The sequence below is a fragment of the Arsukibacterium sp. genome, assembly GCF_033721375.1.
In the GTDB taxonomy this organism is placed as follows: domain Bacteria; phylum Pseudomonadota; class Gammaproteobacteria; order Enterobacterales; family Alteromonadaceae; genus Alishewanella.
Genome location: NZ_JAWWAP010000004.1, coordinates 65,476 through 89,718 on the forward strand (window position 1 = coordinate 65,476; position 24,243 = coordinate 89,718).

20 protein-coding genes are annotated in these 24,243 nt (G+C 49.9%); 3 read left to right on the forward strand and 17 right to left on the reverse strand.

Features of this window, described 5'->3' with window-relative positions:
• Positions 1-114: 114 nt before the first annotated feature.
• Both R3187_RS07165 and R3187_RS07170 read left to right on the forward strand, forming a co-directional pair.
• The gene (locus tag R3187_RS07165; protein ID WP_318966003.1) at positions 115-369 is read left to right on the forward strand and encodes a hypothetical protein; all 255 of its coding nucleotides are present in this window, start codon (positions 115-117) and stop codon (positions 367-369) included.
• Positions 369-563, forward strand: coding sequence for a DUF2970 domain-containing protein (locus tag R3187_RS07170; protein WP_318966004.1), 195 nt, complete (start codon positions 369-371; stop codon positions 561-563). The genes R3187_RS07165 and R3187_RS07170 overlap by 1 nt, the downstream gene beginning before the upstream one ends.
• Here R3187_RS07170 and R3187_RS07175 read toward each other — a convergent pair.
• The 9 genes from R3187_RS07175 to R3187_RS07215 all read right to left on the reverse strand — a co-directional run bounded on the left by R3187_RS07175 (position 502) and on the right by R3187_RS07215 (position 9,484).
• On the reverse strand, positions 502-1,380 hold the full coding sequence (locus R3187_RS07175) for a Dam family site-specific DNA-(adenine-N6)-methyltransferase (RefSeq protein WP_318966005.1): 879 nt from the start codon (positions 1,378-1,380) through the stop codon (positions 502-504). The genes R3187_RS07170 and R3187_RS07175 overlap by 62 nt on opposite strands.
• Before the next feature lie 4 nt (positions 1,381-1,384).
• Positions 1,385-2,848: a hypothetical protein gene (locus tag R3187_RS07180; RefSeq protein WP_318966006.1), complete on the reverse strand. Its 1,464-nt coding sequence runs from the start codon at positions 2,846-2,848 to the stop codon at positions 1,385-1,387.
• On the reverse strand, positions 2,848-3,903 hold the full coding sequence (gene aroB, locus R3187_RS07185; RefSeq protein WP_318966007.1) for a 3-dehydroquinate synthase: 1,056 nt from the start codon (positions 3,901-3,903) through the stop codon (positions 2,848-2,850). Before aroB ends, R3187_RS07180 begins: the two co-directional genes overlap by 1 nt.
• Positions 3,904-3,921: 18 nt before the next feature.
• Positions 3,922-4,440: a shikimate kinase AroK gene (gene aroK, locus R3187_RS07190; protein ID WP_097112490.1), complete on the reverse strand. Its 519-nt coding sequence runs from the start codon at positions 4,438-4,440 to the stop codon at positions 3,922-3,924.
• Positions 4,441-4,606: 166 nt separating this feature from the next.
• Complete coding sequence (locus R3187_RS07195; protein ID WP_318966008.1) at positions 4,607-6,673, reverse strand: type IV pilus secretin PilQ family protein; 2,067 nt, start codon at positions 6,671-6,673, stop codon at positions 4,607-4,609.
• 18 nt (positions 6,674-6,691) lie between these two features.
• On the reverse strand, positions 6,692-7,228 hold the full coding sequence (locus R3187_RS07200) for a pilus assembly protein PilP (RefSeq protein WP_318966009.1): 537 nt from the start codon (positions 7,226-7,228) through the stop codon (positions 6,692-6,694).
• Positions 7,225-7,824, reverse strand: a complete 600-nt coding sequence (locus R3187_RS07205) for a type 4a pilus biogenesis protein PilO (RefSeq protein WP_318966010.1) — start codon at positions 7,822-7,824, stop codon at positions 7,225-7,227. The genes R3187_RS07200 and R3187_RS07205 overlap by 4 nt, the downstream gene beginning before the upstream one ends.
• Entirely contained in the window at positions 7,821-8,417 is a 597-nt protein-coding gene (locus R3187_RS07210; protein ID WP_318966011.1) for a PilN domain-containing protein, read from the reverse strand. Before R3187_RS07210 ends, R3187_RS07205 begins: the two co-directional genes overlap by 4 nt.
• Positions 8,405-9,484, reverse strand: a complete 1,080-nt coding sequence (locus R3187_RS07215; RefSeq protein ID WP_213996319.1) for a pilus assembly protein PilM — start codon at positions 9,482-9,484, stop codon at positions 8,405-8,407. The genes R3187_RS07210 and R3187_RS07215 overlap by 13 nt, the downstream gene beginning before the upstream one ends.
• Positions 9,485-9,637: 153 nt before the next feature.
• Here R3187_RS07215 and R3187_RS07220 point away from each other — a divergent pair, with 153 nt between their 5' ends.
• Positions 9,638-12,292 carry a PBP1A family penicillin-binding protein gene (locus R3187_RS07220; RefSeq protein ID WP_318966012.1) on the forward strand — a complete coding sequence of 885 codons (2,655 nt, stop codon included), beginning with the start codon at positions 9,638-9,640 and terminating at the stop codon, positions 12,290-12,292.
• 118 nt (positions 12,293-12,410) lie between these two features.
• On the opposite strand, the gene argH is transcribed toward R3187_RS07220, so the two are convergent.
• From argH to metL, 8 genes are all read right to left on the reverse strand, one after another.
• A complete protein-coding gene (argH, locus tag R3187_RS07225; protein ID WP_318966013.1) occupies positions 12,411-13,799 on the reverse strand; it encodes an argininosuccinate lyase in 1,389 nt (462 codons plus the stop codon).
• A gap of 5 nt (positions 13,800-13,804) precedes the next feature.
• Complete coding sequence (locus R3187_RS07230; protein ID WP_318966014.1) at positions 13,805-15,010, reverse strand: argininosuccinate synthase; 1,206 nt, start codon at positions 15,008-15,010, stop codon at positions 13,805-13,807.
• Positions 15,011-15,017: 7 nt separating this feature from the next.
• Positions 15,018-15,932, reverse strand: coding sequence for an ornithine carbamoyltransferase (locus R3187_RS07235; RefSeq protein ID WP_318966015.1), 915 nt, complete (start codon positions 15,930-15,932; stop codon positions 15,018-15,020).
• 70 nt (positions 15,933-16,002) lie between these two features.
• Complete coding sequence (gene argB / locus R3187_RS07240) at positions 16,003-16,773, reverse strand: acetylglutamate kinase (protein ID WP_318966016.1); 771 nt, start codon at positions 16,771-16,773, stop codon at positions 16,003-16,005.
• Positions 16,770-17,801, reverse strand: a complete 1,032-nt coding sequence (gene argC / locus R3187_RS07245; RefSeq protein ID WP_318966017.1) for an N-acetyl-gamma-glutamyl-phosphate reductase — start codon at positions 17,799-17,801, stop codon at positions 16,770-16,772. Before argC ends, argB begins: the two co-directional genes overlap by 4 nt.
• 120 nt (positions 17,802-17,921) lie before the next feature.
• On the reverse strand, positions 17,922-20,825 hold the full coding sequence (locus R3187_RS07250; RefSeq protein ID WP_318966018.1) for a diguanylate cyclase: 2,904 nt from the start codon (positions 20,823-20,825) through the stop codon (positions 17,922-17,924).
• Positions 20,826-20,914: 89 nt separating this feature from the next.
• The gene (gene metF, locus R3187_RS07255; protein ID WP_318966019.1) at positions 20,915-21,808 is read right to left on the reverse strand and encodes a methylenetetrahydrofolate reductase; all 894 of its coding nucleotides are present in this window, start codon (positions 21,806-21,808) and stop codon (positions 20,915-20,917) included.
• 25 nt (positions 21,809-21,833) lie between these two features.
• The gene (metL, locus tag R3187_RS07260; protein WP_318966020.1) at positions 21,834-24,242 is read right to left on the reverse strand and encodes a bifunctional aspartate kinase/homoserine dehydrogenase II; all 2,409 of its coding nucleotides are present in this window, start codon (positions 24,240-24,242) and stop codon (positions 21,834-21,836) included.
• Between the last annotated feature and the right edge of the window lies 1 nt (position 24,243).

The following is a 24,243-nucleotide window of genomic DNA, read 5'->3' on the forward strand; positions in this document are numbered from 1 at the left end:
CTGAGCAACTGATCCGGTTAACGACTGCAGCGTATACTAAATAAGCAACTTGTATCCGAAATGCAGATCAATTACACTCTGCGATTAGTGATTAAAGCGTTAACTGGATTTAACATGAAAATTACCTTTAATAGTAAAGCGTTAGTGGTTGGAGCAGCTTTAGTAATGGCGGTTGCAGCCATTGGCTTCTTTAAAACCAGCCCGCTGTGCCAGGACGGTATCAGCCAAACGTCTAACGAATTATGTCATAATGTGCAACAGAACTGGATAAGCTGGATTAAAGGCGACAGCCGTTCCACCCAGTTTCATTTTGTAGACTTCCTTGAATTGTTAAACCGATTAACGCCCGCGAGCAATAAAGCAAATTAATGGCTGAACCAAAGGCCAGTACCTGGCAAGTGATTAAAGCAGTGCTTGGCGCGTTCGTCGGGGTACAATCAGAAAAACAACGTCAGCTCGATTTTCAAACTAAAAGTATTGTGCCTTACATCATTGTCGGGATTATTGCTGCTCTGCTGTTTGTGGCAAGCCTGCTGGTAACGGTGTCGCTGGTACTTGCTTAACCGCAGGATATAACGCAAAAAGTTCAGCCACCTTGCCCCTGCCCGCGCCATTCTGACTTATCGATCGTCCAACCTGAATACTATGAAGTGCCGCCTGCTGGTAAATTTTGCGGGTCCAGGTCGTGTCATGGTTGCTTATTAGTACATTATGGCCTTTTTGCTGCGCCTGCTCAGCTAAATTGGCCAGCTGGGCCTGATCATCCAGATTAAACCCCTGGCGCGCATAACTGGTAAAACTGGCTGTTTTGCTTAGTGGTACATAGGGTGGGTCGCAATATACCACTGCGTCAGGTTGCAGCTGAGCAAATACCTGCTGATAACTTTGGCAGCTAAAGCGGGCTTTTTGGGCTTTTTCTGCAAAATAATACAGCTCGGCTTCCGGAAAGTAGGGCTTTTTGTAACTACCAAACGGCACATTAAACTTGCCTGAAAGATTATACCGACAAAGCCCGTTATAACCATGTCGGTTCAGGTACAGAAATAATAATGCACGCTGATAGGGATCGCTACAGCTGTTAAATTGCTGCCGAAAGGCGAGATAACTGCTACGCAGATTAGCAGTGGCACAAAACAAGCTGCTGGCGTCGGCAACAAAGGTATCAACCTGGTGCTGCACAATCTGATACAACTGAATCAAATCTGCGTTAATGTCATTCAGCACATAGCGCGGAAAATCAGTATTCAGAAAGACTGAGCCGGCACCGACAAAGGGCTCGACTAACTCCGGGCCTTCTGGCAAATGCTTAATCAGCTCTGGCACCAGGCTGTATTTTCCACCGGCCCACTTCAGAAAAGCCCGGTTACGTTTGACATCCACCCGCTTATTCCTGCATTTGAGCTTCAGCACGCACGCGTGCCAAGGCTTTAATTTCTTGTTGTACCTGAACAACGGGTTTAATAAAGGGGCCGGCCTCGCGAAGACGCTCTGGTAACGATGCTCTGGCTAATCTGGCACTACTGACATCTGAATAATGCTGATCTGACAGAATAATCCATTGCAACTGTCCCTGCCAGCTGCGCTGATAAATCATTATTCTGGTATCCGGGTAAGTCTGGATAAATCGTTGCAACGCGGTTTCAGATGACAAAACTGCCAACTGTAATACTCTGGCGTCGGCTGGCAGTGTCAGCAACAACGGCTCCTGATACAGCGGCTCAGTTGCCGCAGCAGGCTGCTCACTGATACTGTCACTAATCGGGGTATCAGCTGACTCAGACAGGCTGGTATTGCTGCTGGTTGGTTCAGTAGCGGCTGACTGCTCCGGGCTTATGTATTGTTGCAGACCGGCGGTCGCTGACTCAGGGCTGATCGTTTTAGTCTCAGAGCCGATTGCTTCAGGCTCAGGGCTTATTGTTTCAGGCTCTGGGCTGTTCTCCTGCTCAGGGCTGTTATTCTGCTGAACGTTGTCGGCTGCTTGCAGGGGTTGGTCCAGTTCAGGCTTATTTGCCAGCTCAGCGCTTGTTGCGCCCTCAGGGCTCTCTTCACGCTCAGGGCTTTTCTCACGCTCAGGGTCGCCGGCCGGCTTAATGCTTTCTGTGGGCTCAATGCTGCTTTGTGGCAGTTCATTTTGATTGGCAATAGGCTGTTGTTGCTGCTCATTGCTGCCGGGTAACAACCAATTTATGCCTGCTGCCAGAATTAGCAACATAATAGCCGTGGGTAATAGCCATACCGCTGCGCTATGGGTTCTGCGTTCTTCCGGTTTAACAATAGCACTGTGCAGCAAGTGCATATTACCTCGGCTGGCGGCGAAACGCTCAGCGACAGCAAGCGGTTCCAGTTGTTTATCGCGAAGTACCTGGCTGGCGTCCTGTAAGGTTGGAATATTAATACTTAAATTCAGCGCCATATCAGCTGATGGCTCTCTGAGCATAAAGAACCCGAGACAATCGAGCTGCAACAGCTTTTTGCATGCGCTGCTGCTTAACAGGTTGAAATTGTCGACGATTAACAGTAACGGTAATGCACCGGATTCTGGCTGAGCCATCATTTGCGCCAGTGACGGTTCGCTCTGGCGCCGGCCAAACCAGTGCTGCAGCAATTGCGCTTCCAGTTCGGCTTCGGGCGAGGCGCCATTAAGCAGCGCAACATTTGCCTGCTCTGAAAACAGCTCTGCCAACGCTAATGCCAGGGTGGATTTACCACTACCCTCAGCACCTACCAGACCAATGTTCTGAAAATCATTAAACGCCAGTTGAAATAGCAGTCTGTTCAGCAATTCGTGTTGTGATGGCAGCAAATGTCGCTGCTCTGCCAGTTTTTGCTGTAAAACAGTGGTATCCATCAGCCAAAAACCTGTAACAATTCAGCCTCAGTAACATCGGCAACCAGGCTGGCCTGGCCAATGGCGGACAGCAATACGAACCGCATCTGACCGTCTTTGACCTTTTTATCAGTTTTCATAAAAGGCATAAAATTTGCAATCTGCATCTGATCGGGTACCGCTACCGGCAATCCGAACGACTGCAGTATACGACGGACTGAAGCAACATCTTGTTTACTCAGCCAACCACGATGTGCAGATAATTCCGCTGCCATGACCATCCCAACGGCTACCGCTTCGCCATGTAACCAATTACCATAGCCCATAAAAGCTTCAATAGCATGACCAAAGGTATGGCCCAAATTCAGTAACGCCCGCTCACCTTGTTCAGTTTCATCCCGACTGACAATATCAGCTTTCATCTGACAGCAGTGCCGGATCATCTGGGCCAGAGTCTCTGGTTGCTGCTGACAAATCTGCTCACTATGCTTAAGCAGCCAGTCTAAAAAGGCTGCATCGCCGAGCAAGGCGTACTTGACCACTTCTGCCATGCCAGCAGCAAACTCCCGGGATGGCAGGGTTGTCAGGGTAGCCGTGCTGATAATAACCTGCTCAGGCTGTTTAAAAGCACCTATCATATTTTTGCCAAGTGGATGATTAACAGCTGTTTTGCCACCGACTGACGAGTCAACCTGAGAAAGTAAAGTGGTGGGTATTTGCAGAAATCTAACGCCGCGCTGATAACAGGCAGCAACAAAACCGGTAAGATCACCAATAACCCCGCCGCCAAGCGCCACCAGCACCACATCCCGTGACATGCTATTCTCAAGCAAAAACGACAGAATGGTTTCAAACGACGCCAGTGTTTTAAAAGCTTCACCGTCGTTAATCAGAATATGCAATGGAGGGGCACTGAATAAGGCGCTGACCTGGTCTAAATAAAGCGGAGCTACAGTTGGGTTAGAAATGATAACAACTTGCCTGGCGCTTGCCAGTGACGCTGGCAGCGCAGCAAAGCCAGTATCTATATCTATCGGGTAGCTGCGCTGGCCAAGTTGGACTTCAACTCTTTGCATTTGCAGCTCCCTTATACGTTAAAAACCCAACTGATCAATTATCTGGTTTGCGACGGCGCGGGCACTTTGTTCGTCTGTCCGCACGGTGAAATCGGCAATTTCTTCGTAAAGCGGATTCCGTTCGGCCGCCAGACGTTCTAACACTTCGCGCGGCGCTTCCTCTGTTTGCAGCAAAGGCCGGCGTTTATCGCGTTGGGTGCGGGCTACTTGTTTCTCAATTGGTGTTTCCAGATAAACCACAATTCCACGCGCAGATAAACGGTTGCGGGTTTCTTTGCTGATAACCGAGCCACCACCTGTCGCCAAAACGATACCTTGTAATTCGGTTAAATCTGAAATTACTGTTTCTTCGCGCACCCTGAAACCGTCTTCACCTTCCAAATCAAATACCCAGGCAATATCTGCACCAGTACGGCGCTCAATTTCCTGATCTGAATCGTAAAAGTCAAGATGAAGCATGTCTGCTAAATGACGTCCGATGGTGCTTTTGCCTGCGCCCATCGGGCCAACAAGGAAGATATTACGTTTTTCTGCCATATGTCGTAGTGCTAAATCAGCTTACTCAATGAAAAGTTGAATTCAAGGACCAAAAGGCTCCCGCGAAAATTTGAAGCGCTGAATTATGTCAGGAATGGCCTTTCGTTGGCAAGTTAAATCTGACTTAATGCGGGAGCCAGTGCATAGCTCCCGCATCAGTTATCAGTTACTGGCCTTCGGTCAGGATTTTCGGAGTCACGAAAATAAGCAGTTCATTTTTCTCATTTACATCACGTTTTGACCGGAATAAGGCACCAACATAGGGGATATCTCCGAACATCGGCACCTTAGATACCGTTGACAAAATTTGCTGCTGATAAATACCACCCAGCACAATAGTTTCGCCATTATCAACCAGGACCTGAGTCTGGATTTGCTGGGTATCTATCGCCGTTGCTGGTCCGGTCGGCGTTTGCACCGTCTCACCGCGGGTATTCTGAGTAATTACTAAATCCAGAATAATCTTGTTATCCGGCGTAATTTGCGGAGTGACAGTCAGACTCAACACCGCTTTCTTAAATTCCACCGTAGTAGCGCCGCTGGAAGCTGCCTGAACATAAGGTATTTCCACACCTTGCTCAATCCGGGCTTCTTTCTGGTTCGAGGTGGTTATCCGCGGACTGGCAATAATTTCACCTTTATTTTCCTGCTCCAGCGCTGACAATTCAAGGTCAAGCAAGGTGCCATCGGCTAACCTCGCCACATGGAAAGCAATACTGCCAGCCGGATTCTGAATCGGTAAATTAACATTCCAGCGGTCGTCCAGCGCCGGGAATTGTCCGGTAGAGATAGCATTCGAGCCAGTAGCATTACCTGATACGCCGCGGTTGCCGCCACTGGTGCTTTGCTGGTCACTGAAACCCCAGCGAATACCCAGTTCATCGGTAACACTGTCGCGCACTGTCACCATTCTAGACTCAATAAGCACCTGCCGAACCGGCACATCCAGCCGCTCAATCAGTTTGCGTACGCTTTCAATATTTTTAGCGGTATCTTTGATTAAAATGGTATTGGTACGTTCATCAACTACCACGCTGCCCCGACTTGATAATAATGTCGCGTCTTTATTCGCCAGTAAACCGGCCAAATCAGCCGCTTTAGCATAGTTAATGGTTAAGTAATCTGAATACAAAGGTTCAAGCTGCTCCACCTGTTGCTTCGCTTCCAGTTCGCGCGCTTCCCGCGCTGACAACTCTTCAGTTGGCGCGACCATCAGGATATTACCATCCATCCGCTTATCCAGACCTTTAACCCTTAGTACGATATCCAGCGCCTGATCCCACGGCGTGCCATCTAACCGAAGTGTGATATTACCGGTAACGGAGTCACTGGTGACCAGGTTAAAACCGTTATAGTCAGCAATAATCTGCAAAACTGTGCGGATTGGAATATCCTGGAAGTTTAACGAAATTGCCCGCCCTTTATATTCACGGCCACCGCCTAAAATACTACGATTAGAGGTGTCACGTTCAATGTTCAGGGTGAAAATATTATCAATTTGCTGATAGGTATAAGTGAAAGCATCACTGGTAGAAATTTCCAGCCGGGCAGAGGCGCCGTCTTTGAATGTTTCGATACCGGTAACGATAGTGCCAAAGTCCATTACGTCTAACTGATACAGCAACTCATCCAGAATATCAGTATTATGGAATTCGACGATTAACTTACCTGCGCGTTCAGTAACATCAACTGCCGCCGTGTTTTCGCGCAGGAACACCAGAACGCGGCCTTCGCCTTTCTCGCCACGACGGAAGTCGATTGCCTGCAGCCGGTTGATATAAGTTGGGATTACATCGGCAGCCTGGCCTACCTGCTCGGCAGTCGGGTTGTCAGAAATATGCATGTAAAACACATTGCCACGCACCCGGGTCCGGTAAATCTTCAGGTAATCAAGATAGATAGTCGACTTGAAACCTTCACCGAGAAATTCGGATTTGATTCTTTTCACGCCGGCTTTATCGATTAGCACTTCTTCCAGTTTTTCTTCATAATCTGAATTATCAAAATATAACTCAATCCGCGCGGGCTCGTTAAATACCTGAATACTGGGATCGGTGTACAGATCTTCATCGAAAATAAACTCGATCTCTGTTTCGCCGGTGAGCAAGGGGTTATACCTGACATCGTACAGCAATGGGACTGCTGCTGCTGGCAGAGCTAGCAACAGTAACGCTGCCAGACATAGCCGGGTGCCGGTGATTCCTCGTGAAATTCTTTTGATTATTTTATCCATGATATACTCGCACACCTATCAATTACTCGCCATTGCTGCATTTTCGACCATTTGGATCATGGTAGTCCGTTCTTTCCAGCAACCTGCCCCGTCTGGGATCAACTCTAACAATTCAACATGGGTAGGCTCTACAGTGATAACCCGTCCATGAAATAAACCAACATAATTATTTAATGTAATCCGGTGCAAGGTTTTATCTGACGCTTCAATCAACGCCCAGATATTACCCGTATCACCCAGCGTACCGCGCATTGTCAGGTTATCCAGCGCATATTTCTCCAGAGGTTCTTTGCGCCGCCTTGGGTCCGGATGTAGACAATCCTGTACTTGCAAGAATCGATCCTGTACTGCCTCAGGCCGTGGCTCTGAAAACGGACTACGGCTATTTTGCGACACGTAAGCAATATGTTCGAATTCTTTAACCTCTGGCAGCGGCTCAACTCTGGGCTGAGTACTGGCCTTAACTGAATCCATATGTGCCTGCACGTCACTTAAATCATCAAAGCAACCAGAGAGTAAGGTCGCGACAGAGACAGCTATGATGAGTTTTCTCATTGCGCAGTCTCCTTATAGCGGTAAGTCTTAGCCGTAACATTAAAACGTAAGCGGTCGTTTTCGGCAGTTTGAATAGAGAAGTCGTGCAGACTGACTATCCGTGGCAGTTTTGCCACTTCACTGACAAAATTACCAAATTGATGGTAGTCACCCACAACGTCTATTTTAATCGGTAACTCGGTATAAAACTCTTTTTCTATTTCCGGCTCCCAGTTTATCCGCAGAAAAGTCAGACCGCTGGTGGTACCTACATAGGTGATATCATCGAGCAAACCCGGTGTTTCGTGGGTGGTAGGGAGCTGTTTCAGCAAAAATGAAAAGGTATTTTCCATTTCAACCATCTGTTGTTTGTAAAGGTCCAGGTTTACTGCCGACGCATAACGGGTGCGGTAAACCTGACGTAACTCTGTTTCTTTTTGCTTAGCACTGTTTAATTCGTCAATTTTGCTGTCAATTAACAAAAAGTAACTAAGGGTTGCAACCAGCGCCGCCAAAATAATGGCGAAAATGACTTTAGCCGCAACAGGCCAGGAGCCCATATTTTCGATATCAAGATCATTAATATCAATTTCAGACAAATTGAAATTCATGCTCATCGTGCACCACCTCTCGCACTGGGTGTAACAGGCTGACTTTCCTGAACTGCTTCATAGCCTTTCACCGTAAGATGCATTTTAAAGTTACTCAGTAACCGAGATTCATCTTTGCCGGCTTCAATAAACTCCAGTAACGGACTATCCAGTAATTCCGATTGTTCTGCATCCCGCAGCATTGTCGACAGCCGGTTATTAGATTCACTTCGGCCAATCAACAATAAATTTGAGCCTTTTTTCTCTAACTGAGTCAGATAAATCCCTGTTGGCACCACCCGGGCAATTTCTGACATTATTTCAGTACCCAGGTTTCGGCTACCCTGCAATTGCTCTATCAGGCTCATTCGTTGCTGCAAACTGCGTTTTGTTTCGTTCAGGTCACGGATTTCAGCAATTTTCTGGTCCAGAACCTTAATTTCGTTCTCCAGGTACCGGTTTCGCTGGTACTGACCATCAATCATACTGCTGTAAACCATGTTAATAAGAAAGAACACTAAAAAACTGAAAACCGCGGTCATCGCCAGTATCGTCACATACTGTTTTTGTTTTTCTTTGCGCGCAGCTTCACGCCAGGGCAGTAAATTTATATATGCCATGATGAAAAACTCCGTAAGGCAAGGCCACTGGCAACCATCAGTTGCGGGGCACTTTTATTTAATTGCTCACGATCAACTGAGGTGGCAACATCGATGGTTTTAAAGGGGTTGGCAACAACGGTGTGAATGCCAAGTTCATCAATTAACAGCTTATCAATCCCTTCAATTAACGCCGTGCCACCTGAGACAATTAAATAATCAACTGCATCACGGCCACTGCTGGTTAAATACATCTGGATACCGCGGCGAATTTGTTGCAGTAGCATTGTCTGAAACGGTGCCAGCACTTCGAAAGTATAGTTAGGCGGCAAATCACCACTGACTTTCGCCAGTTCAGCTTCATCGTAGCTTTTGTTGTAATACGACAAAATACTGCGGGTATATTGCTCGCCACCAAACGCCTGATCGCGGGTGTAGAGGGTTTTGCCTTTTTCGACAATGCTGAGTAACGTCATCGTAGCGCCGATATCTACCAGAGCCACGACTTTACCGGCAGCGTCATCCGGTAATTGTTTCAAACACAATTCGGCAGCACGGCTCAGAGCATAACTTTCCACATCAACCAGTTTGGCACTGAAACCACCATTGTCCAGCGCAGCCACCCGCGCTTCAACACTTTCGGTGCGGGCCGCACTAAGCAACACGTTTACTTTGGACGGGTCTGACTCGTTGACATCCAGTTTCTCGAAATCAAGACTAACCTCGTTCAGCGGATAAGGAATTAATGTATCAGCCTCAACTTCTATCTGACTTTCCAGTTCAGCATCGGTTAATGACACATCCATGAAGATGACTTTACTGATCACGGTGGATCCGGATACCGCAGCAGCGGCAAACTTGACCGACCTGGGGATCTTCTTGCGGATCTTGCCGATCACATTACCAACGGCTTCGATATCCTGGATCTCACGATCAGACATCGCGCCTTTGATCATCGGCTCGACAGCAAAGGCTTCCACCTTGTACTGGCTACCATGCTGGCTTAACAGCACAGCCTTGACGGAGTGAGCACCGATATCAATGCCGACCATCATAGGTGTTTGTTTACTGAACAGGCTTTTTATCATAGCTTCCTGTGGCCATTTTATAGTTATGATTCTTATTGTCGTATTCTTAGCTCAGACGCTATTTTTTAGCAAGAAAAAGCGTTTCATCGACAGCCAATAAATATATACTAGCAGCGTTGTAAAGGAATTGGGAGTAAAAATTGGGGTTATTCAGTGTCTTGGGTTAAAAAACTTTTAATAGTCTGTCTGGTTGGTTTTTTCGCTGGGATCCTGACGATCGTTGCGATGTATTTTTATGTCCGGAATGATCTGCCTGACGTTGCTACATTAAAGGAAGTAAAGCTGCAAACCCCGATGCAGGTTTATACCGCTGATGGTCAGCTTATTTCCCAATTTGGTGAAAAACGGCGGATCCCGTTAAAACTCGACGAAATGCCACCTTTACTTATTCAGGCATTCTTAGCTATTGAAGATACAAGGTTTTATGATCATCCCGGTGTAGATATTATCGGCATAATGCGTGCGGTTACCGTAGTTGCATCGTCTGGTGATTTTAGTCAGGGTGCCAGCACGATCACCCAGCAACTGGCACGAAATTTTTTCCTCAGCCGGGAAAAAAAGATCATGCGTAAAATTAAAGAAGTATTTCTGGCGATCAGAATTGAACAACTGCTGGAAAAAGATGAAATTCTCGAGCTGTACCTTAATAAAATTGAACTGGGCCACCGCTCATTTGGTGTTGGTGCCGCAGCACAGGTTTATTTTGGTAAAACGGTCAATGAACTGACCCTGGACGAAATTGCTATTATAGCGGGCTTACCGAAAGCTCCGTCTATCCTTAATCCTATCCGTTCGCCGGCCAATGCCAGAAACCGTCGCGATATAGTGCTGACCAGAATGCGCGCTATCGATGTTATCAATGAGCAGGACTATCGCGATGCGTTAGCCGCTCCTATCACCAGCAAATTACATGGTGCGCAGATTACAGCGTCAGCACCTTATGTTGCTGAAATGGTGCGCCAGCAAATGATAGAGCAATTTGGTGAAGAAGCGGCTTACTCAGAAGGCTACAAAGTTTACACCACGGTGCAAAGTCAGCATCAGCAAGCCGCTAAACAAGCTCTGCAGCAGAATTTATACAACTATGATGAACGTCATGGTTATCGCGGGCCAGTGGCACGACTGTGGCAGGCTGAGCTCGATACCAGTGTCCAAAGCGCAGACGCTACGGCAGAGCAGCAGCCGGTATTTATTGAAACAGACCGTCCGGAGCACGCTGATATTATTGCCTATTTAAATAAGCAACAGGGTATTGAAGACCTGATGCCTGCTGTGGTGTTGACCGTTTTTAACAACAGTGCCGAAGTATTGCTGGCCAGTGACCAGATTATTACCCTGCAATGGAATGGTTTAAAGTGGGCCAGAGCCTTTATCACTGATGAGCGCCAGGGTGTCGCACCAAAAAGTGCTGCGGCTGTGCTGGCGCCCGGCATGCATATACTGGTGCGACAGCAGGACGAGCAATGGCAACTTAGTCAGGTGCCTGCCGCCAGCAGTGCTCTGGTAGCAATAAACCCGAAAAATGGTGCTGTTCAGGCGTTGGTCGGTGGCTACAGTTTCAGTCAAAGCCAGTTCAACCGGGTGACTCAGGCGAAGCGCCAGGTAGGCTCCAATATTAAGCCATTTATTTACTCGGCGGCATTAGAGCAGGATTATACTCTGGCCTCGATTATGAACGATGCCCCGATCCATCAATGGGATGACAATGCCGGTATCGCCTGGCGGCCACGCAATTCGCCACCGGTATATGACGGACCAATCCGGATCCGGGAAGCGCTGGCCAAGTCTAAAAACGTGGTGTCAGTAAGGTTGTTGCGTGGTGTTGGTATAGATGAAAGTATTCGTCATCTGCAGCGTTTCGGTTTTACTGCCAGTGATCTGCCACGAAACGAAACCCTGTCTCTGGGCTCTGCGTCTTTAACACCATTAGAGCTGGTAACAGGCTATGCAGTGTTTGCTAATGGTGGTTACCTGGTGACACCTTTTGTGGTTGACAAGGTACTGGACGAACAGGATGAAGTGATTTATCAGCATCTGCCACAAATTGCCTGTTCAGACTGCCAGGCGCAGGATGCTGCAACTGACGAACTGGCGGCCGCCGCCGATAAGCCAGCAGAGGACACTGACAGTGAGCAGCAGCTATATGAACTATTTAATACCATGCAGCAGGAAACGGCTGCAGAGCCTGAAACGACAGAACCGACAGAACCGACAGAACCATTAATTGCAGAACAGGTTATCAGTAGCCAGAATGCATTTTTAATTGCCGATGCGCTGACCAGCAGTGTCTGGGGCGGCGGAGACTGGCGCAAGGGCACCGGCTGGAATGGCACGGCCTGGCGGGTGCAACGTTTAAAACGACGGGATATTTCAGCGAAAACAGGTACCACTAACGATTCCAAAGATACCTGGTTTTCTGGTTTTACTGCAGCAACGGCAGTGACCACCTGGGTCGGCTTTGATGACGCTAACCGCAGTCTGGGCCGGGCCCAATGGCATGCCAATATGGGCCAGGATCAGAGTGCAGGTACCGAGTCCGGTGCCCGCACAGCGTTGCCAGCCTGGTTGGATTATATGACAGAGGTCCTCCCCCACTACGACGAGCAAAAGCTACAACCCCCTACCGGGCTGTCATCGGTCAGAATTGACCTGGCCAGTGGTTTACTGAGCCGCAGTACTGACCACACCAGCAGTTTCGAGTACTTTAAAATAGGTACTGAGCCGACCCAGTACAGCCAGAGCAGCGTGCAGCAGATTTACTTTGATAATGATAAAAAAGCTGAGCCTGATGAGTCTGAATTGTTTTAACTGCTGACGTTACTGGCCATTGCGGTATTCCACTATCAGTCAGAGTTCTTAGCCCTATATAACAAGGCCAGCTTCACGCTGGCCTTATTTATTACTGACATTAAAGGGTAATCGCTGCTCAGCCTGCGACGACCTTATCAAACCAGTTTTTGGCAGTGCTCAGTGCCTGCATTACCTGCTCAGGCGCGGTGCCACCTAAGGCACAACGCCTTGCCATTCCGGCTTCCAGCGTCAATGCCGGATAAACGTCATCGGTAATTAACTCACTTACCTGCTGCAACTGGCTCAGGCTAAGTGCCTCCAGCGGCAATTGCTGTTTTGACGCAACCAGCACCAGCTCACCGGCACATTCATGGGCATCCCGAAACGGCATACCCTTACTGACCAGATAATCCGCCAAATCGGTAGCATTGCTGTAACCAAGCTCGGCGGCTTTGCGACATTGCTCACGGTTAACACTCAGATGAGGCAGTACCGTTGCCAGTACCAGCAGCGATTGTTGCCAGCTATGCATTAAGTCAAAAAAGCCCTGTTTGTCTTCCTGCATATCCTTGTTGTAGGCCAGCGGTAATCCCTTTAATACATGTAGAATAGCCACCAGATGGCCCAGCACCCTGCCCGTCTTGCCACGCAGTAACTCAAACACATCCGGGTTTTTCTTCTGTGGCATCAATGATGAGCCAGAGCTTATCGCATCGCCCAGCTTAAAAAAGCCGGCTTCACCGGAGCAAAAGAAAATGACATCTTCCGACAAGCGCGATAAATGAGTCATACATAAACTGGCGGTTGCAGACAGTTCCACCAGATAATCACGATCGGATACGGCATCAAGACTGTTAAGTGCAGCCTGACTAAAGCCAAGCGCTGTCGCCAGTACCTCGCGGTCTATATTTACGCCTGAACCGGCCAGCGCACCACAACCCAATGGACAGCTGTCCATTCTGGCTACCGCATCATCCAGCCGGCCTAAATCACGCTTAAACATTTCCAGATAAGCCAGGGCCCAATGGGCTACCAACACTGGCTGTGCCCGCTGCAGGTGAGTAAAGCCCGGCATCACGGCCTGTTGAGCTTTATCAGCAAATTCAAGTAAAGCTGCAATAGCCGCCAGCAATGACTTACGCACGGTGCCGGCCTGCAGCCGGGTCCATAACCTCAAGTCAGTTGCTACCAGGTCATTTCTGCTGCGGCCGGTGTGCAGTTTTTTAGCCACACTACCAAGTTTGGCGGTCAGCTGACTTTCGACCCAGCTATGAATATCCTCTTCCTGCGTTTGCAGCGGCAGACGCGGATCCGCTTCAATCGCAATGGCGAGATCTGCCAGCCCCTGATCCAGTTGCAATGCTTCAGCTTCAGTAATAATCCCCGCTTGCAACAGGCCTTGGGTCCAGGCTCTTGACGCAGCGATATCCTGCTGCGCCAGCAAGTAATCAAAACTAAGTGAATCGTTAAAATCACGAAATTCGCTTAAAGTAGCTTCGGTAAAACGTCCTCCCCACATCGCCATTACGCTTAATCCTTTTGTTGATGCATTGCCCGGATCCGGCTGGCCAGGCTATACAGCCGGATAAACCCAGCAGCGTCTTTCTGGTCGTATACTTCATCACCTTCAAAGGTCGCAAACGCTTCGGAATAAAGGGTATTAACCGAACGACGTTTAGCCACACTGACATTACCTTTATACAACTTGATCACCACATCACCGGTTAACTGAGTCGCCAGCGAGGTTGCTGCCGCCAGTAAGGCATCTTTAAGCGGGGTAAACCAGCGACCGTCATACACCAGCTGGGCAAACTCCAGACCAATTTCCTCGCGATACTTCAATGAGCTGCGGTCATAAACCAGCGCTTCCAGCCCCTTTAACCCGGCCAACAGAATGGTACCGCCGGGTGTCTCGTAACAGCCGCGGGATTTCATCCCCACTAAACGGTTTTCAACAATATCAATCCGGCCAACACCATGCTCTGACCCCAGTTCATTTAGCAGCTCAATCGCCGCCACACCGTCAAGTTGCTGGCCGTTGATACGGGTTAACTGACCCTGCTCAAAGCTCAGCTCGACATAGGCCGGGTGATCAGGTGCCTGCTCTGGCGATTTGGTCCACATCCACACCTGCTCCGACGGCTCGCACCACGGGTCTTCCAGCTCGCCGCCTTCATGAGAAATATGCCATAGGTTAGCATCGCGGCTGTAAATCTTAGTAGCAGACGCTGTGGTTGGCACCTTTTTCTCTGCCAGATAATCCAGTAATGACTGACGTGAATTAAACTGCCATTCCCGCCAGGGCGCTATCACTTTCAGCTGTGGGGCCAATGCCGCGAAACAACTTTCAAACCGGACCTGATCATTACCTTTACCAGTACAACCATGACATAACGCATCGGCACCGAGCTCTAACGCCAGTTTAACCTGGGCCCGGGCAATCACCGGCCGGGCCATTGAGGTACCCAGCAGGTACTGTCCTTCATAGACAGCGCCGGTTTTTAAGGTTGGAAATATCACTTCATTTACCAGCTCCTGGCGTAAATCAACCACATAGCAACTGCTGGCGCCCGAGTTTATGGCTTTTTGTTCTACCCCTGCCAGTTCTTCATCGCCCTGACCAACATTGGCAACGAAGGCAATAACTTCACAGTTATAATTATCTTTTAACCATGGCACGATAGCCGATGTATCCAAACCACCTGAATAAGCCAATACGACTTTTTTAACGCTCATTATTACCTCAACTAAATAAACTGACTAAAACGGCATTCTGCGCATGCATCCGGTTCTCGGCCTGCTGCAATACCAACGAATAATCACTGTCCAGTACTTCACTGGTTACTTCCTGGCCCCGATGCGCCGGCAAACAATGCATAAAATGTTTTACTGCCAGGCGCTGCATCGCAGCGGTATTGATCTGATAATCGGCAAACAACTGACCAACCTGCTTCGGATCCGCTTTCGCTCCCATCGACAACCAGGTATCGGTATAGATGGCATCAACACCTGCCGCAGACGATAAATGCTGACTCAGCACCAGTTTAGCGCCACTTTTCGCTGCCAGTTGCTGGGCTTTTAATAACACGTGGGCATCAGGACCAAAGCCTGGTGGGGTAATAACAGTCAAATCCATGCCCATAATGGCTGCGCCAAGCATTAATGAATGACAAACATTATTGCCATCGCCGACAAACGCCAGATGCACCTTATTCAGTTCACCAAACTGCTCATGCAGCGTCAGTAAATCTGCCAGAGCCTGACAGGGATGATATAAATCACTCAGGGCATTAATAACCGGTTTTTTACTACTCTGGGCCAGCTCTAGCAGCGTTTTCTGGGAGAAAACCCTGGCCACTATCGCGTCGGTCCAGCAGGCCAGGTTGCTGCCGAAATCCTGCACTGATTCCCTTACGCCCATGGCACCATTTTGCAAATCCAGATAGACGCTATGACCACCGAGCTTATTAATGCCGACGTCAAAACTGACCCGGGTTCGCAAAGAAGGCTTTTCAAATAACAGAGCAATACTTTTGCCGGCCAGCGCCGAGCAAAATTGTGCCGGATTGCCCTTAATCTCCAGGGCTAGGGTCAGAATATCACTCAGTTGGTTCTGGCTCAGATCGGTTAAGCACAATAGCTGGCTTAATTTACTCATAAAACACGCTGTAATCCGCCAGGCGGTTTCCCAGGTTATGCCTGCAGTGTATTAAAACACTGCGGCCGGTTTAATATAAAATACAGGTGCCTACCGGCTCGTCCTGCATCAGTTTTAATAGATTCTCAGGCTGCTGCCAGCCAGCAACAATGATATTGCGTTGCAACGCCAGGCCGGTTTCAAGCGCCGCATCCAGCTTCACTTTCATACCGCCCTTAATCACGCCGCTGGCAACCAGTTCAGCAGCAGCAGCAGGGGTCAGCTCTGCAATCAGCTGCATCTGACTATCCAGAATACCGGGTACGTCTGTCAGCAACACCAGCTCGCCCTGCACCAGCTGACAAATAGCGGCGGCAGCTAAATCAGCATTAACATTCAGTAACTGTCCTTCACTGCCAATGCCTACGGAACTGAATATCGGGGTAAAACCTTGCTCAAGTAAAAGTTTGAGCAACGTGGCATCATTCGCTTTGGCAAAACCTACTGCCCCCAGTCTACTATTAACGGTAAACTGCAAACTGCTGCCTGCAGACAAATTCAGACCGACCGGATTTAACCCCTGCAACATTGCCCGGCTAACCAGCTCAGCATTCACCGCGCCGTCTAAAGCACCGGTAATAACAGGCATTTGCTCTGCGGGTGATACCCGCTGTCCATCAATTTTTTCAGTGGTAAAGCCAAATTTTGCCAGCCACTGGTCAACCTGATCGCCACCACCATGCACCAGCACCACAGGGCGCTGTTGTTTAAGCTGACTGCAAACTGACAGTAATGCATCCAGCGCCGGGCGCTCCTGTAATAAGCGACCGCCCATTTTTATCACCAGCGGTAAGGTTTTCACACTACCACCCCGCTGAATAAACCGGCTGTTTCCGGTTTTTTAAACCGGACATTGGCTGCCTGCATTGCCTGTGCAGCAGCACCTTTAAGTAAGTTATCAATAGCAGAGACGATCACCAGCTGCTCACCATCCTGCTGCCAGTAAATATCGCAGTATGGCGTGCCTGCAACATCGGCGACATTAGGAGACTGCCTGAGCAACCGTACCAGCGGTTTATGCTGATACGCCTCGGTGAATGCCTGTTTTACCTGTTCCGGACTTACCCCTGATTTCAATGTGACAACGCTGGTTGCCAGTATGCCGCGTTTAAAATTACCTAAATGCGGGGTAAATACCACTTTGCGGCGCAGATTCTGCTCAATTTCCGGCCGGTGACGATGGCCGAAAAAACCATAGGCATTAAGGCCCACCTCACAGAATGAGGTGCTGAGCGCTGCTTTGCGACCGGCGCCCGACACCCCGCTGGTGGCATTTATCACCGGAATACATTGTTCTGCCAGTAATTCATTATTAATTAACGGTAGCAACGCCAGCGAGCAGGCTGTCGGGTAACAACCGGGTACTGAGATTAAATCGCCGGGGGCATCATTTAACCATTCCATCAGACAATACACCGCTTGCTGCAACAGTTCGGGATGCTGATGCTGATAGCCATAATATTTTGGATACAAATCAGCCTGCTTTAAGCGAAAAGCACCGGATAAATCCACAACCACGATGCCGGCAGCCAGTAGCAAAGGAGTAACTGCTTCACTCGCCTCATGCGGCAATGCCAGAAAAGCCACGTCAATCTGCAAAGAACTTATCCGTTCGTCCTGCCAGGGCTCAACGACGATATCAATAGCATTGGTAAAACGCGGGTACAAATTACTGAGAGGCTCGGCAGTGCGTCCGGCAGAAGCAAATGCATAATCCAGAGAGAAATAAGGGTTAGCCACCAGTAATGCACATAATTCGGCACCACTGTAGCCGGCAGCACCTAACACGGCGCTGCGAATTTTTTGATCAGAAGAAGATACTAAAGACATGTTTACCCTACTCAATTGCAAAACCAGCTAAAAGTTATAGCATAAAACGGTTGCTAGTGTAGAACGGCAAACATGCAGAATCAACAATAATTATGCTGTTTTTGTGAATTTTTATCTATTTTATATGGGTGAGGCAATGTCAGTGTCGGGATGGCTGATTACTCTGTTGCGCCCTTGTTCCTTGGCCTGGTAAAGTGCCCGGTCAGCGTCGATAAGTAATTGCTTACCATCATCATTATGGTCAAGCGTCGCCAGACCAATACTCAGGGTAATGGTTAAATCCGGCACGATATCAGTAAAACAGGTCGTGGCGATACGCTGTCGCAGCCGGTCGCATACTTCCTTTGCTGTAGGTAGTGAGGTGTCAGGCAACAGAATAACAAACTCCTCCCCGCCCCAGCGTGCCAGCGAATCAGTATCACGACAATGTTTCTGCAAGGTTGCGGCCACCTTTTTTAACACTTCATCACCAACCGTGTGGGACCAGTTGTCATTAACCTGTTTGAAATAATCAATATCCAGCAGCGCCAGACACAATGGCTCCTTCTGGCGCTTTGCCCGCTTCAGTTCATGCTGCATTGCTTCGTCAAATGCCCGGCGGTTGGCCAGACCGGTTAATGAGTCCAGCCGGGCCAACGCAGCAAGTTCAGCCGTTTTTTCAGCTACCTGCAGCTTCAGCTTTAGCTCACTACGTTTTAAACTGGCCAGACGCCAGCGAACCATGGTGATTACCAATGCGGTTAACAATAAGACGACCAGCAGCTGAAACAGCGGGCGTTGCCACAGATGCGGCGCAATGCTGAAGGATACTGAGGCTGCAACCGGGCTCCAGCCGCCATCGGGATATGAGGCGCTAACATTAAAAGTATAGTTTCCCGGTGCCAGGTTAGTATATTGCACATTAGTCTGAGTGCCCCGCGCTACCCAGTCCTGCTCAAACCCCTCAAGCATGGTTCGGTACTGAATACGCTGCGGCATAATATAGCCCAGACCGGCATATTCCAGTTCTATCCGGCTGGTACCTGCGGCCAGGTTACCAGCTTGCTGTGGCAGGAATTGTTTACCGTCTGCCACCAGCTTTTCCAGCACAACCGGTGGGATCACTGCAGAGAATCTGCTTAATCTGGCCGGTTGAACCTTACTTACTCCCACGGATGTTGCGACCCATACCGAGCCATCACTATGCAGGCTGGCCGCCGGTGACGAACCACCATTGGCCTGAGCGCTGGCCATACCGTCACTCTCACCGAACAATTCGTAGTTAATCTGATCCCGCCGGCCATATACCACATCAAGTGCCTGTTGCCTGCCCAGCCGCAAGACGCCACGGTTAGTGGAAATCCAGAAATGCTGCTGCTTATCAATAACCAGCTGAAACAGTTTATCAAACGGCATACCGTGGCTACGTCCGATCAACGCCAGCTGGCCACTGGCCAGATTAAATGCTACCAGGCCCCGATCCGTTGTCATCCACAGAATGCCGGCTTCGGGGTCTTCGGCAAAACCAAACGCATACTCAGCCTGATCCAACACACTGAAATCCAGCTGGCGAACCTGCTCATCATGCCATATCGAAACGCCGGCACCACTGCCAATAAATACCCTGCCATCCCGGGTCTGGTGTAACGCCATGATAAAAGGAGAAGGCAATGCTGCCGGGGCAACCGGCGTAGTAAGCTGGCCGTTTGTAATTAAACTCAGTCCCTGCGCCGTTCCTACCAATACCGAGCCATCCGCTCTGGGTAAAATAGCCCGTACTTCATTGGCGGCCAGCCCCTGTTCACTGGTGTAGTGCGCAATGACCTTACCATTGGCATAGTGCAGCAGACCGTCGGTATAGGTACCAATCCATAAGCTTTGCTGCTGCCCCATTGCCAGACTAAGTACTGATTGCCCTTTGGCATGACTGGACAGATCGATATTGCGGATATTGCCGTCACAAACCTGATCGAGGCCTCTGCTGCTGCCAACATAGACACAGCCAGCCTGGTCAGACATCACGGTGCGGACATAATTGTCCGCTAAGCCCTGTTCACTGGTGTAAGTGGTAAAAGGGGCGTCGCGTAACCGGAAAACACCACCATTGGTCCCCACCCACAAACTACGCTCTGTATCACGCCACAGCGCCAGCACCCGGTTATTGGGCAAGCCCTGCTCAATGCTCAGCTGTTCCAGCTTATTGTCATACAGCCTGAGTAAGCCGCGATCAACAGTGCCTATCCATATTACGCCGGATGCTTCCGGCAATAAGGTAGCAACAGGGACACCGGCCAGTAATTCAGTTAGTTGCTGCTGCTCATTAAGTTGAAACAGGCCCCTTTCAGTGCCTATCAGCAGCTGCTGTTGATTATTGGCAGCCAGCGCAAATACCGGGGTCGTCAGTTGCTTGGCAAATGGCCGGCTAACTGCCAGTTCGTGGTCAATTAACGCCAGCCCTTCCATCGTGCCTACCCAAATCTGGCCGTTTTTGTCTTCAAATACACTATGGGCGGCATTGGCTGGTAAGCCGTTATCTTTAGTAAACTGGCGGCGCTGGCCGTCCGGCGTTTGCATAACAACGCCTTCGCCTTCCGTCGCCAGCCAAAGCCTCTGCTGGCTGTCGACTATTGCTTTGTTAATCAATACGCCAAGGGGAGGATAGCTTCGCCACTGGCTGCCGCTAACCCGGGCGATGCCGCCACGTGAACCGGCAACCAGCAAATCGCCATTGGCGGCGACATGCAAGGTACGAATACCGGAATCTGGCAGACCGGTTTCAGCGCTACGCTCAAAGATATCGAAACGACGGCCATTAAAGCGGGCAACACCCTCCCAGGTAGCGAACCATAAGTAGCCATCAGGGGTCTGGGCAATCGCATTTACGGTGTTGTGAGGCAAACCATCAACAGTGCTCCAGCTTTCACTGAAGTAGTTACCAATACTGACAATATCATTATCTGTTGCAATGGCAGGCGCAACCAGCATTCCACTTAACAACCACAGCAGGCTGTAAACACTGCACCGGCAAACAGATAACAACGGCATCGCCAATTCCTGTTTCAAGAAAACATAACTTGAGCCAGCAAGATTACCGCTTTTACTGCTACTTGGGAAGCCTCAACAAACAGCAGTTGCTAAAGTACTGGCCGCACTCCGAGTAAATGACAAATCGCGTAGCTCAGCTCGCTACGGTTCAGGGTATAAAAGTGAAACTGATCAACGCCCTCTCTGCTTAACACTTTTACCATCTCCATCGCAATATTTGCCGCCACCAGATTGCGGGTAGTCGGGTCATTATCCAATCCCTGATAAGCCTTATTCATCCAGCCGGGAATAGCCACATTGGTCAGACCGGCAAATTTCTGTAATTGCTGAAAATTAGTTACCGGCAAAATGCCCGGGATAATATCGACATCAATACCGATTGCGGCACAGCGATCGCGATAGCGCAGAAACTTTTCCGGATCAAAGAAAAACTGGGTGATCGCCCGTGACGCGCCCGCATCAACTTTACGTTTTAAATTTAGTAAGTCGAACTGGGCATTGGGTGCTTGCGGATGCACTTCAGGATACGCTGCTACTGAAATATCAAAGTCGGCTACTGAGCGTAAAATTTCAACCAGATCGGCGGCATAAAGTTCAGGCACGTCGGTACTGTTGGCAGGCAAATCCCCCCTTAACGCCACTATGTGTCTGATGCCGTTCTGCCAGTAATCACGGGCAATATCAATCAGCTGCTGCTTAGTGGCATCAACACAGGTTAAATGCGGCGCAGCAATTAAGCCGGTACGTTGCTTAATTGACTTAATAATATCATGGGTGCGATCGCGCTCGCCCGAATTAGCACCATAAGTTACCGACACAAAAGACGGTGTCAGCGGCGCCAGCCGTTCAATAGACTGCCACAGTGTTTGCTCCATCTGCGCGGTTTTTGGCGGAAAAAATTCAAAGCTTACATTAACTTTCCCCTGCACATCGTGCAGATTGCGATTAATTGCATCCAGATATTGAGCGTTAGCAAAGGCCATAATGATTCTCGTTAAACTAACATACTTAGTGGCTTGCGCCGGTTAAAATAAGCTGCTGACACAACTGCGCCACATCAGCATGAATACCGCCGGCCGTAACCTGCCTGCCAGCGCCGGGGCCTTTCAGTACCAAGGGGTTCTGACAATACCACTGGCTTTCAATCACAAAAATATTGTCACAGGGTGCCAGCGCTGCCAGCGGCTCTTCAGGTGCTACCTGCACCAGGCTGACTTCAGCTGTGGGCCCATCGCTGCCAAGGGTTAAACTGGCGGCGTAGCGTAATACCTTGCCATTAGCGTTGGCGCTGGTCAGGGCTTGCTCCAGCATATTATCCAGCACAGCGCGTTGCTGCCACGCGTCAGTCCAACTGCCGGCAGCAAGCTGCTCAGGCATTAACGGCTGCAGGCTGATTTGCTCCAGCTCCAGACTCAGGCCCAGTTCACGAGCCAGTACCAATAATTTGCGCTGCACATCCTTACCGGACAAATCGTCCCGCGGATCAGGCTCAGTGAAGCCCAGTTCTGTTGCTTCAGCCAGTAAGCCGGAAAAAGGCTGACTGCCGTCAAACTTACAGAGCAACCAGGACAGGGTGCCGGAGAACACACCGCTTATTCTGGTAATGCTATCGCCACTTTGCCGCAGGGCCTGCATGACCTGTTGTACCGGGATGCCAGCACCGACGGTGGTATTGCTGCGCCAGCTCAACTGATGGCGGTTAAGTTCTGTCCGGATAGCGTTATATTCCAACAGGGGTAAGGTTACGCCCTGTTTATTGGCACTGATAATATGACAGCCGGCTTTAATAAACTCCGGATACTGCCTGGCAAACTGCTGACTGGGGGTAATATCGACCAGGACTTTAGGACCGGCCAGTTGCCGGATATAGCTCAGCAATTCAGTCGCTGAGTAAGGGTTAGCTGCGGCCAGTTCGCTCTGCCACTGCGCCGGGTTCAGCGAGTCGCCCAGCCAGGCCCGGCGTGAATTAAACACCGCGGCCAGTTGCAGCTGAATATCGCTTGCCAGCGCCTGCTGCTGTTGCGGTAACATTTGCAAAAACTCAGCACCAACATTGCCGGTACCGGCCACCAGTAATTGCAAACAAGGTTTTGTCGCGACACAATGCCGGTGAACCTGATTTAACTCAGTCACGGTTAACTCCCGTTTAAACAGCCAGACAGCCAGTTGATCATTTTCATATAGATGCTGAACCTCAAATTGGTGTAACAAGTCAGCTAAAACAGGTTTAACCTGTTGCTGAGCACCCGCCTTAAGCCAAACCAGCGCATAATATTCGCAGGTATCAGCCAGTGGATGACTGCCCTGCTGCTGCAGCAAACTCAGGGCTTGCGGCCAGGCTGCAGCAGAAATAAGCCAGCGCTGGCCGCTTTCGTCTGCACTTTTACCCTGCTGCGGTAACACGACCACCGGGCTTTGCAATTGATCTGCCAGCGCAGCGGCACTTAGCTGCGGACACCGGGGTAGCGATACCAGCCGTACCTGCGCTAAACTGGTTAAAAAATCCTGCACCGCTGCATTGGCCACCACTTCACAAGCGCTCTGGCCGGGGTGTATTGCACTTCGCACCAGCAAGCGGGTATTGCCGCCAGCCAGCGGCGCCAGAGTGCGGGCATGCAGTACCGGATTGCCCAGTGCCGCCAGCTGACATGCCTGGCGGACATTCACCTTGTTATAAGGGACGGCGCTGGTGCATTTGCGCGGATCAGCACTGTAAATGGCTTTGACGTCAGTCCAGATACTGACACTGTCAGCAGCCAGTAGTGCCGCCAGCAAGGTCGCACTGTAATCACTGCCATTGCGGCCCAGGGTGATACTGTCACCCTGTTGATTGCGGCCAATATAGCCGGTAACAACATAAATAACGCTTGCCGGGGCCGGGCCGGCCCCCGTATTGCTGTTTATCTGAGCAAGCAACGCTGAGCTGCGTTGCCAGTCAGGTTCGCTGCCAGCAAAAATCAGAAAATCACGGGCATCCAGCGCTGCTGCAGGCCGCCCCTGTTCAGTTAATAAAGCTGCCAGCAATGTAGCCGATAACAACTCGCCGATCGCCAGCACCTCGTTAGGCTGCTTTTCAGCTAACCAGTCTGGAATTTGCTCAAACCAGCGCTGTACTGATGTCAGTACCAAGGCTGCAGCCGGCACAGGTAAGGTAGCGCGGATTAATTGCTGTAACTGAGCCAGCAGTTGCGCTGCCAGGCTGCCGCTGTCTCCCCTCTGCTGATAACTGCTGATAATCGCCAGCAACGCATCGGTGGTGTCCCCCGGCGCTGACACTACAACCCAGGGCTGCTCCTGTTGTTGCCCAATAAGGCTGGCTGCTGCGTGAAAACGTGCTGCGCTGGCCAGGCTGCTGCCGCCAAACTTATGAACCCCGACTACCGGTCGGGTTGAAGCTGCTATTAATTGCTGACTCATT

Coding starts and splice junctions, on each gene's coding strand:
- argH (WP_318966013.1), bottom strand. CDS start 13,799: ATGGCGATGTGGGGAGGACGTTTTACCGAAGCTACTTTAAGCGAATTT.
- R3187_RS07165 (WP_318966003.1), top strand. CDS start 115: ATGAAAATTACCTTTAATAGTAAAGCGTTAGTGGTTGGAGCAGCTTTA.
- R3187_RS07235 (WP_318966015.1), bottom strand. CDS start 15,932: ATGAGTAAATTAAGCCAGCTATTGTGCTTAACCGATCTGAGCCAGAAC.
- argC (WP_318966017.1), bottom strand. CDS start 17,801: ATGTCTTTAGTATCTTCTTCTGATCAAAAAATTCGCAGCGCCGTGTTA.
- R3187_RS07170 (WP_318966004.1), top strand. CDS start 369: ATGGCTGAACCAAAGGCCAGTACCTGGCAAGTGATTAAAGCAGTGCTT.
- R3187_RS07210 (WP_318966011.1), bottom strand. CDS start 8,417: ATGGCATATATAAATTTACTGCCCTGGCGTGAAGCTGCGCGCAAAGAA.
- R3187_RS07195 (WP_318966008.1), bottom strand. CDS start 6,673: ATGGATAAAATAATCAAAAGAATTTCACGAGGAATCACCGGCACCCGG.
- R3187_RS07250 (WP_318966018.1), bottom strand. CDS start 20,825: ATGCCGTTGTTATCTGTTTGCCGGTGCAGTGTTTACAGCCTGCTGTGG.
- metL (WP_318966020.1), bottom strand. CDS start 24,242: ATGAGTCAGCAATTAATAGCAGCTTCAACCCGACCGGTAGTCGGGGTT.
- R3187_RS07205 (WP_318966010.1), bottom strand. CDS start 7,824: ATGAGCATGAATTTCAATTTGTCTGAAATTGATATTAATGATCTTGAT.
- aroB (WP_318966007.1), bottom strand. CDS start 3,903: ATGCAAAGAGTTGAAGTCCAACTTGGCCAGCGCAGCTACCCGATAGAT.
- metF (WP_318966019.1), bottom strand. CDS start 21,808: ATGGCCTTTGCTAACGCTCAATATCTGGATGCAATTAATCGCAATCTG.
- R3187_RS07200 (WP_318966009.1), bottom strand. CDS start 7,228: ATGAGAAAACTCATCATAGCTGTCTCTGTCGCGACCTTACTCTCTGGT.
- R3187_RS07215 (WP_213996319.1), bottom strand. CDS start 9,484: ATGATAAAAAGCCTGTTCAGTAAACAAACACCTATGATGGTCGGCATT.
- aroK (WP_097112490.1), bottom strand. CDS start 4,440: ATGGCAGAAAAACGTAATATCTTCCTTGTTGGCCCGATGGGCGCAGGC.
- R3187_RS07230 (WP_318966014.1), bottom strand. CDS start 15,010: ATGAGCGTTAAAAAAGTCGTATTGGCTTATTCAGGTGGTTTGGATACA.
- R3187_RS07180 (WP_318966006.1), bottom strand. CDS start 2,848: ATGGATACCACTGTTTTACAGCAAAAACTGGCAGAGCAGCGACATTTG.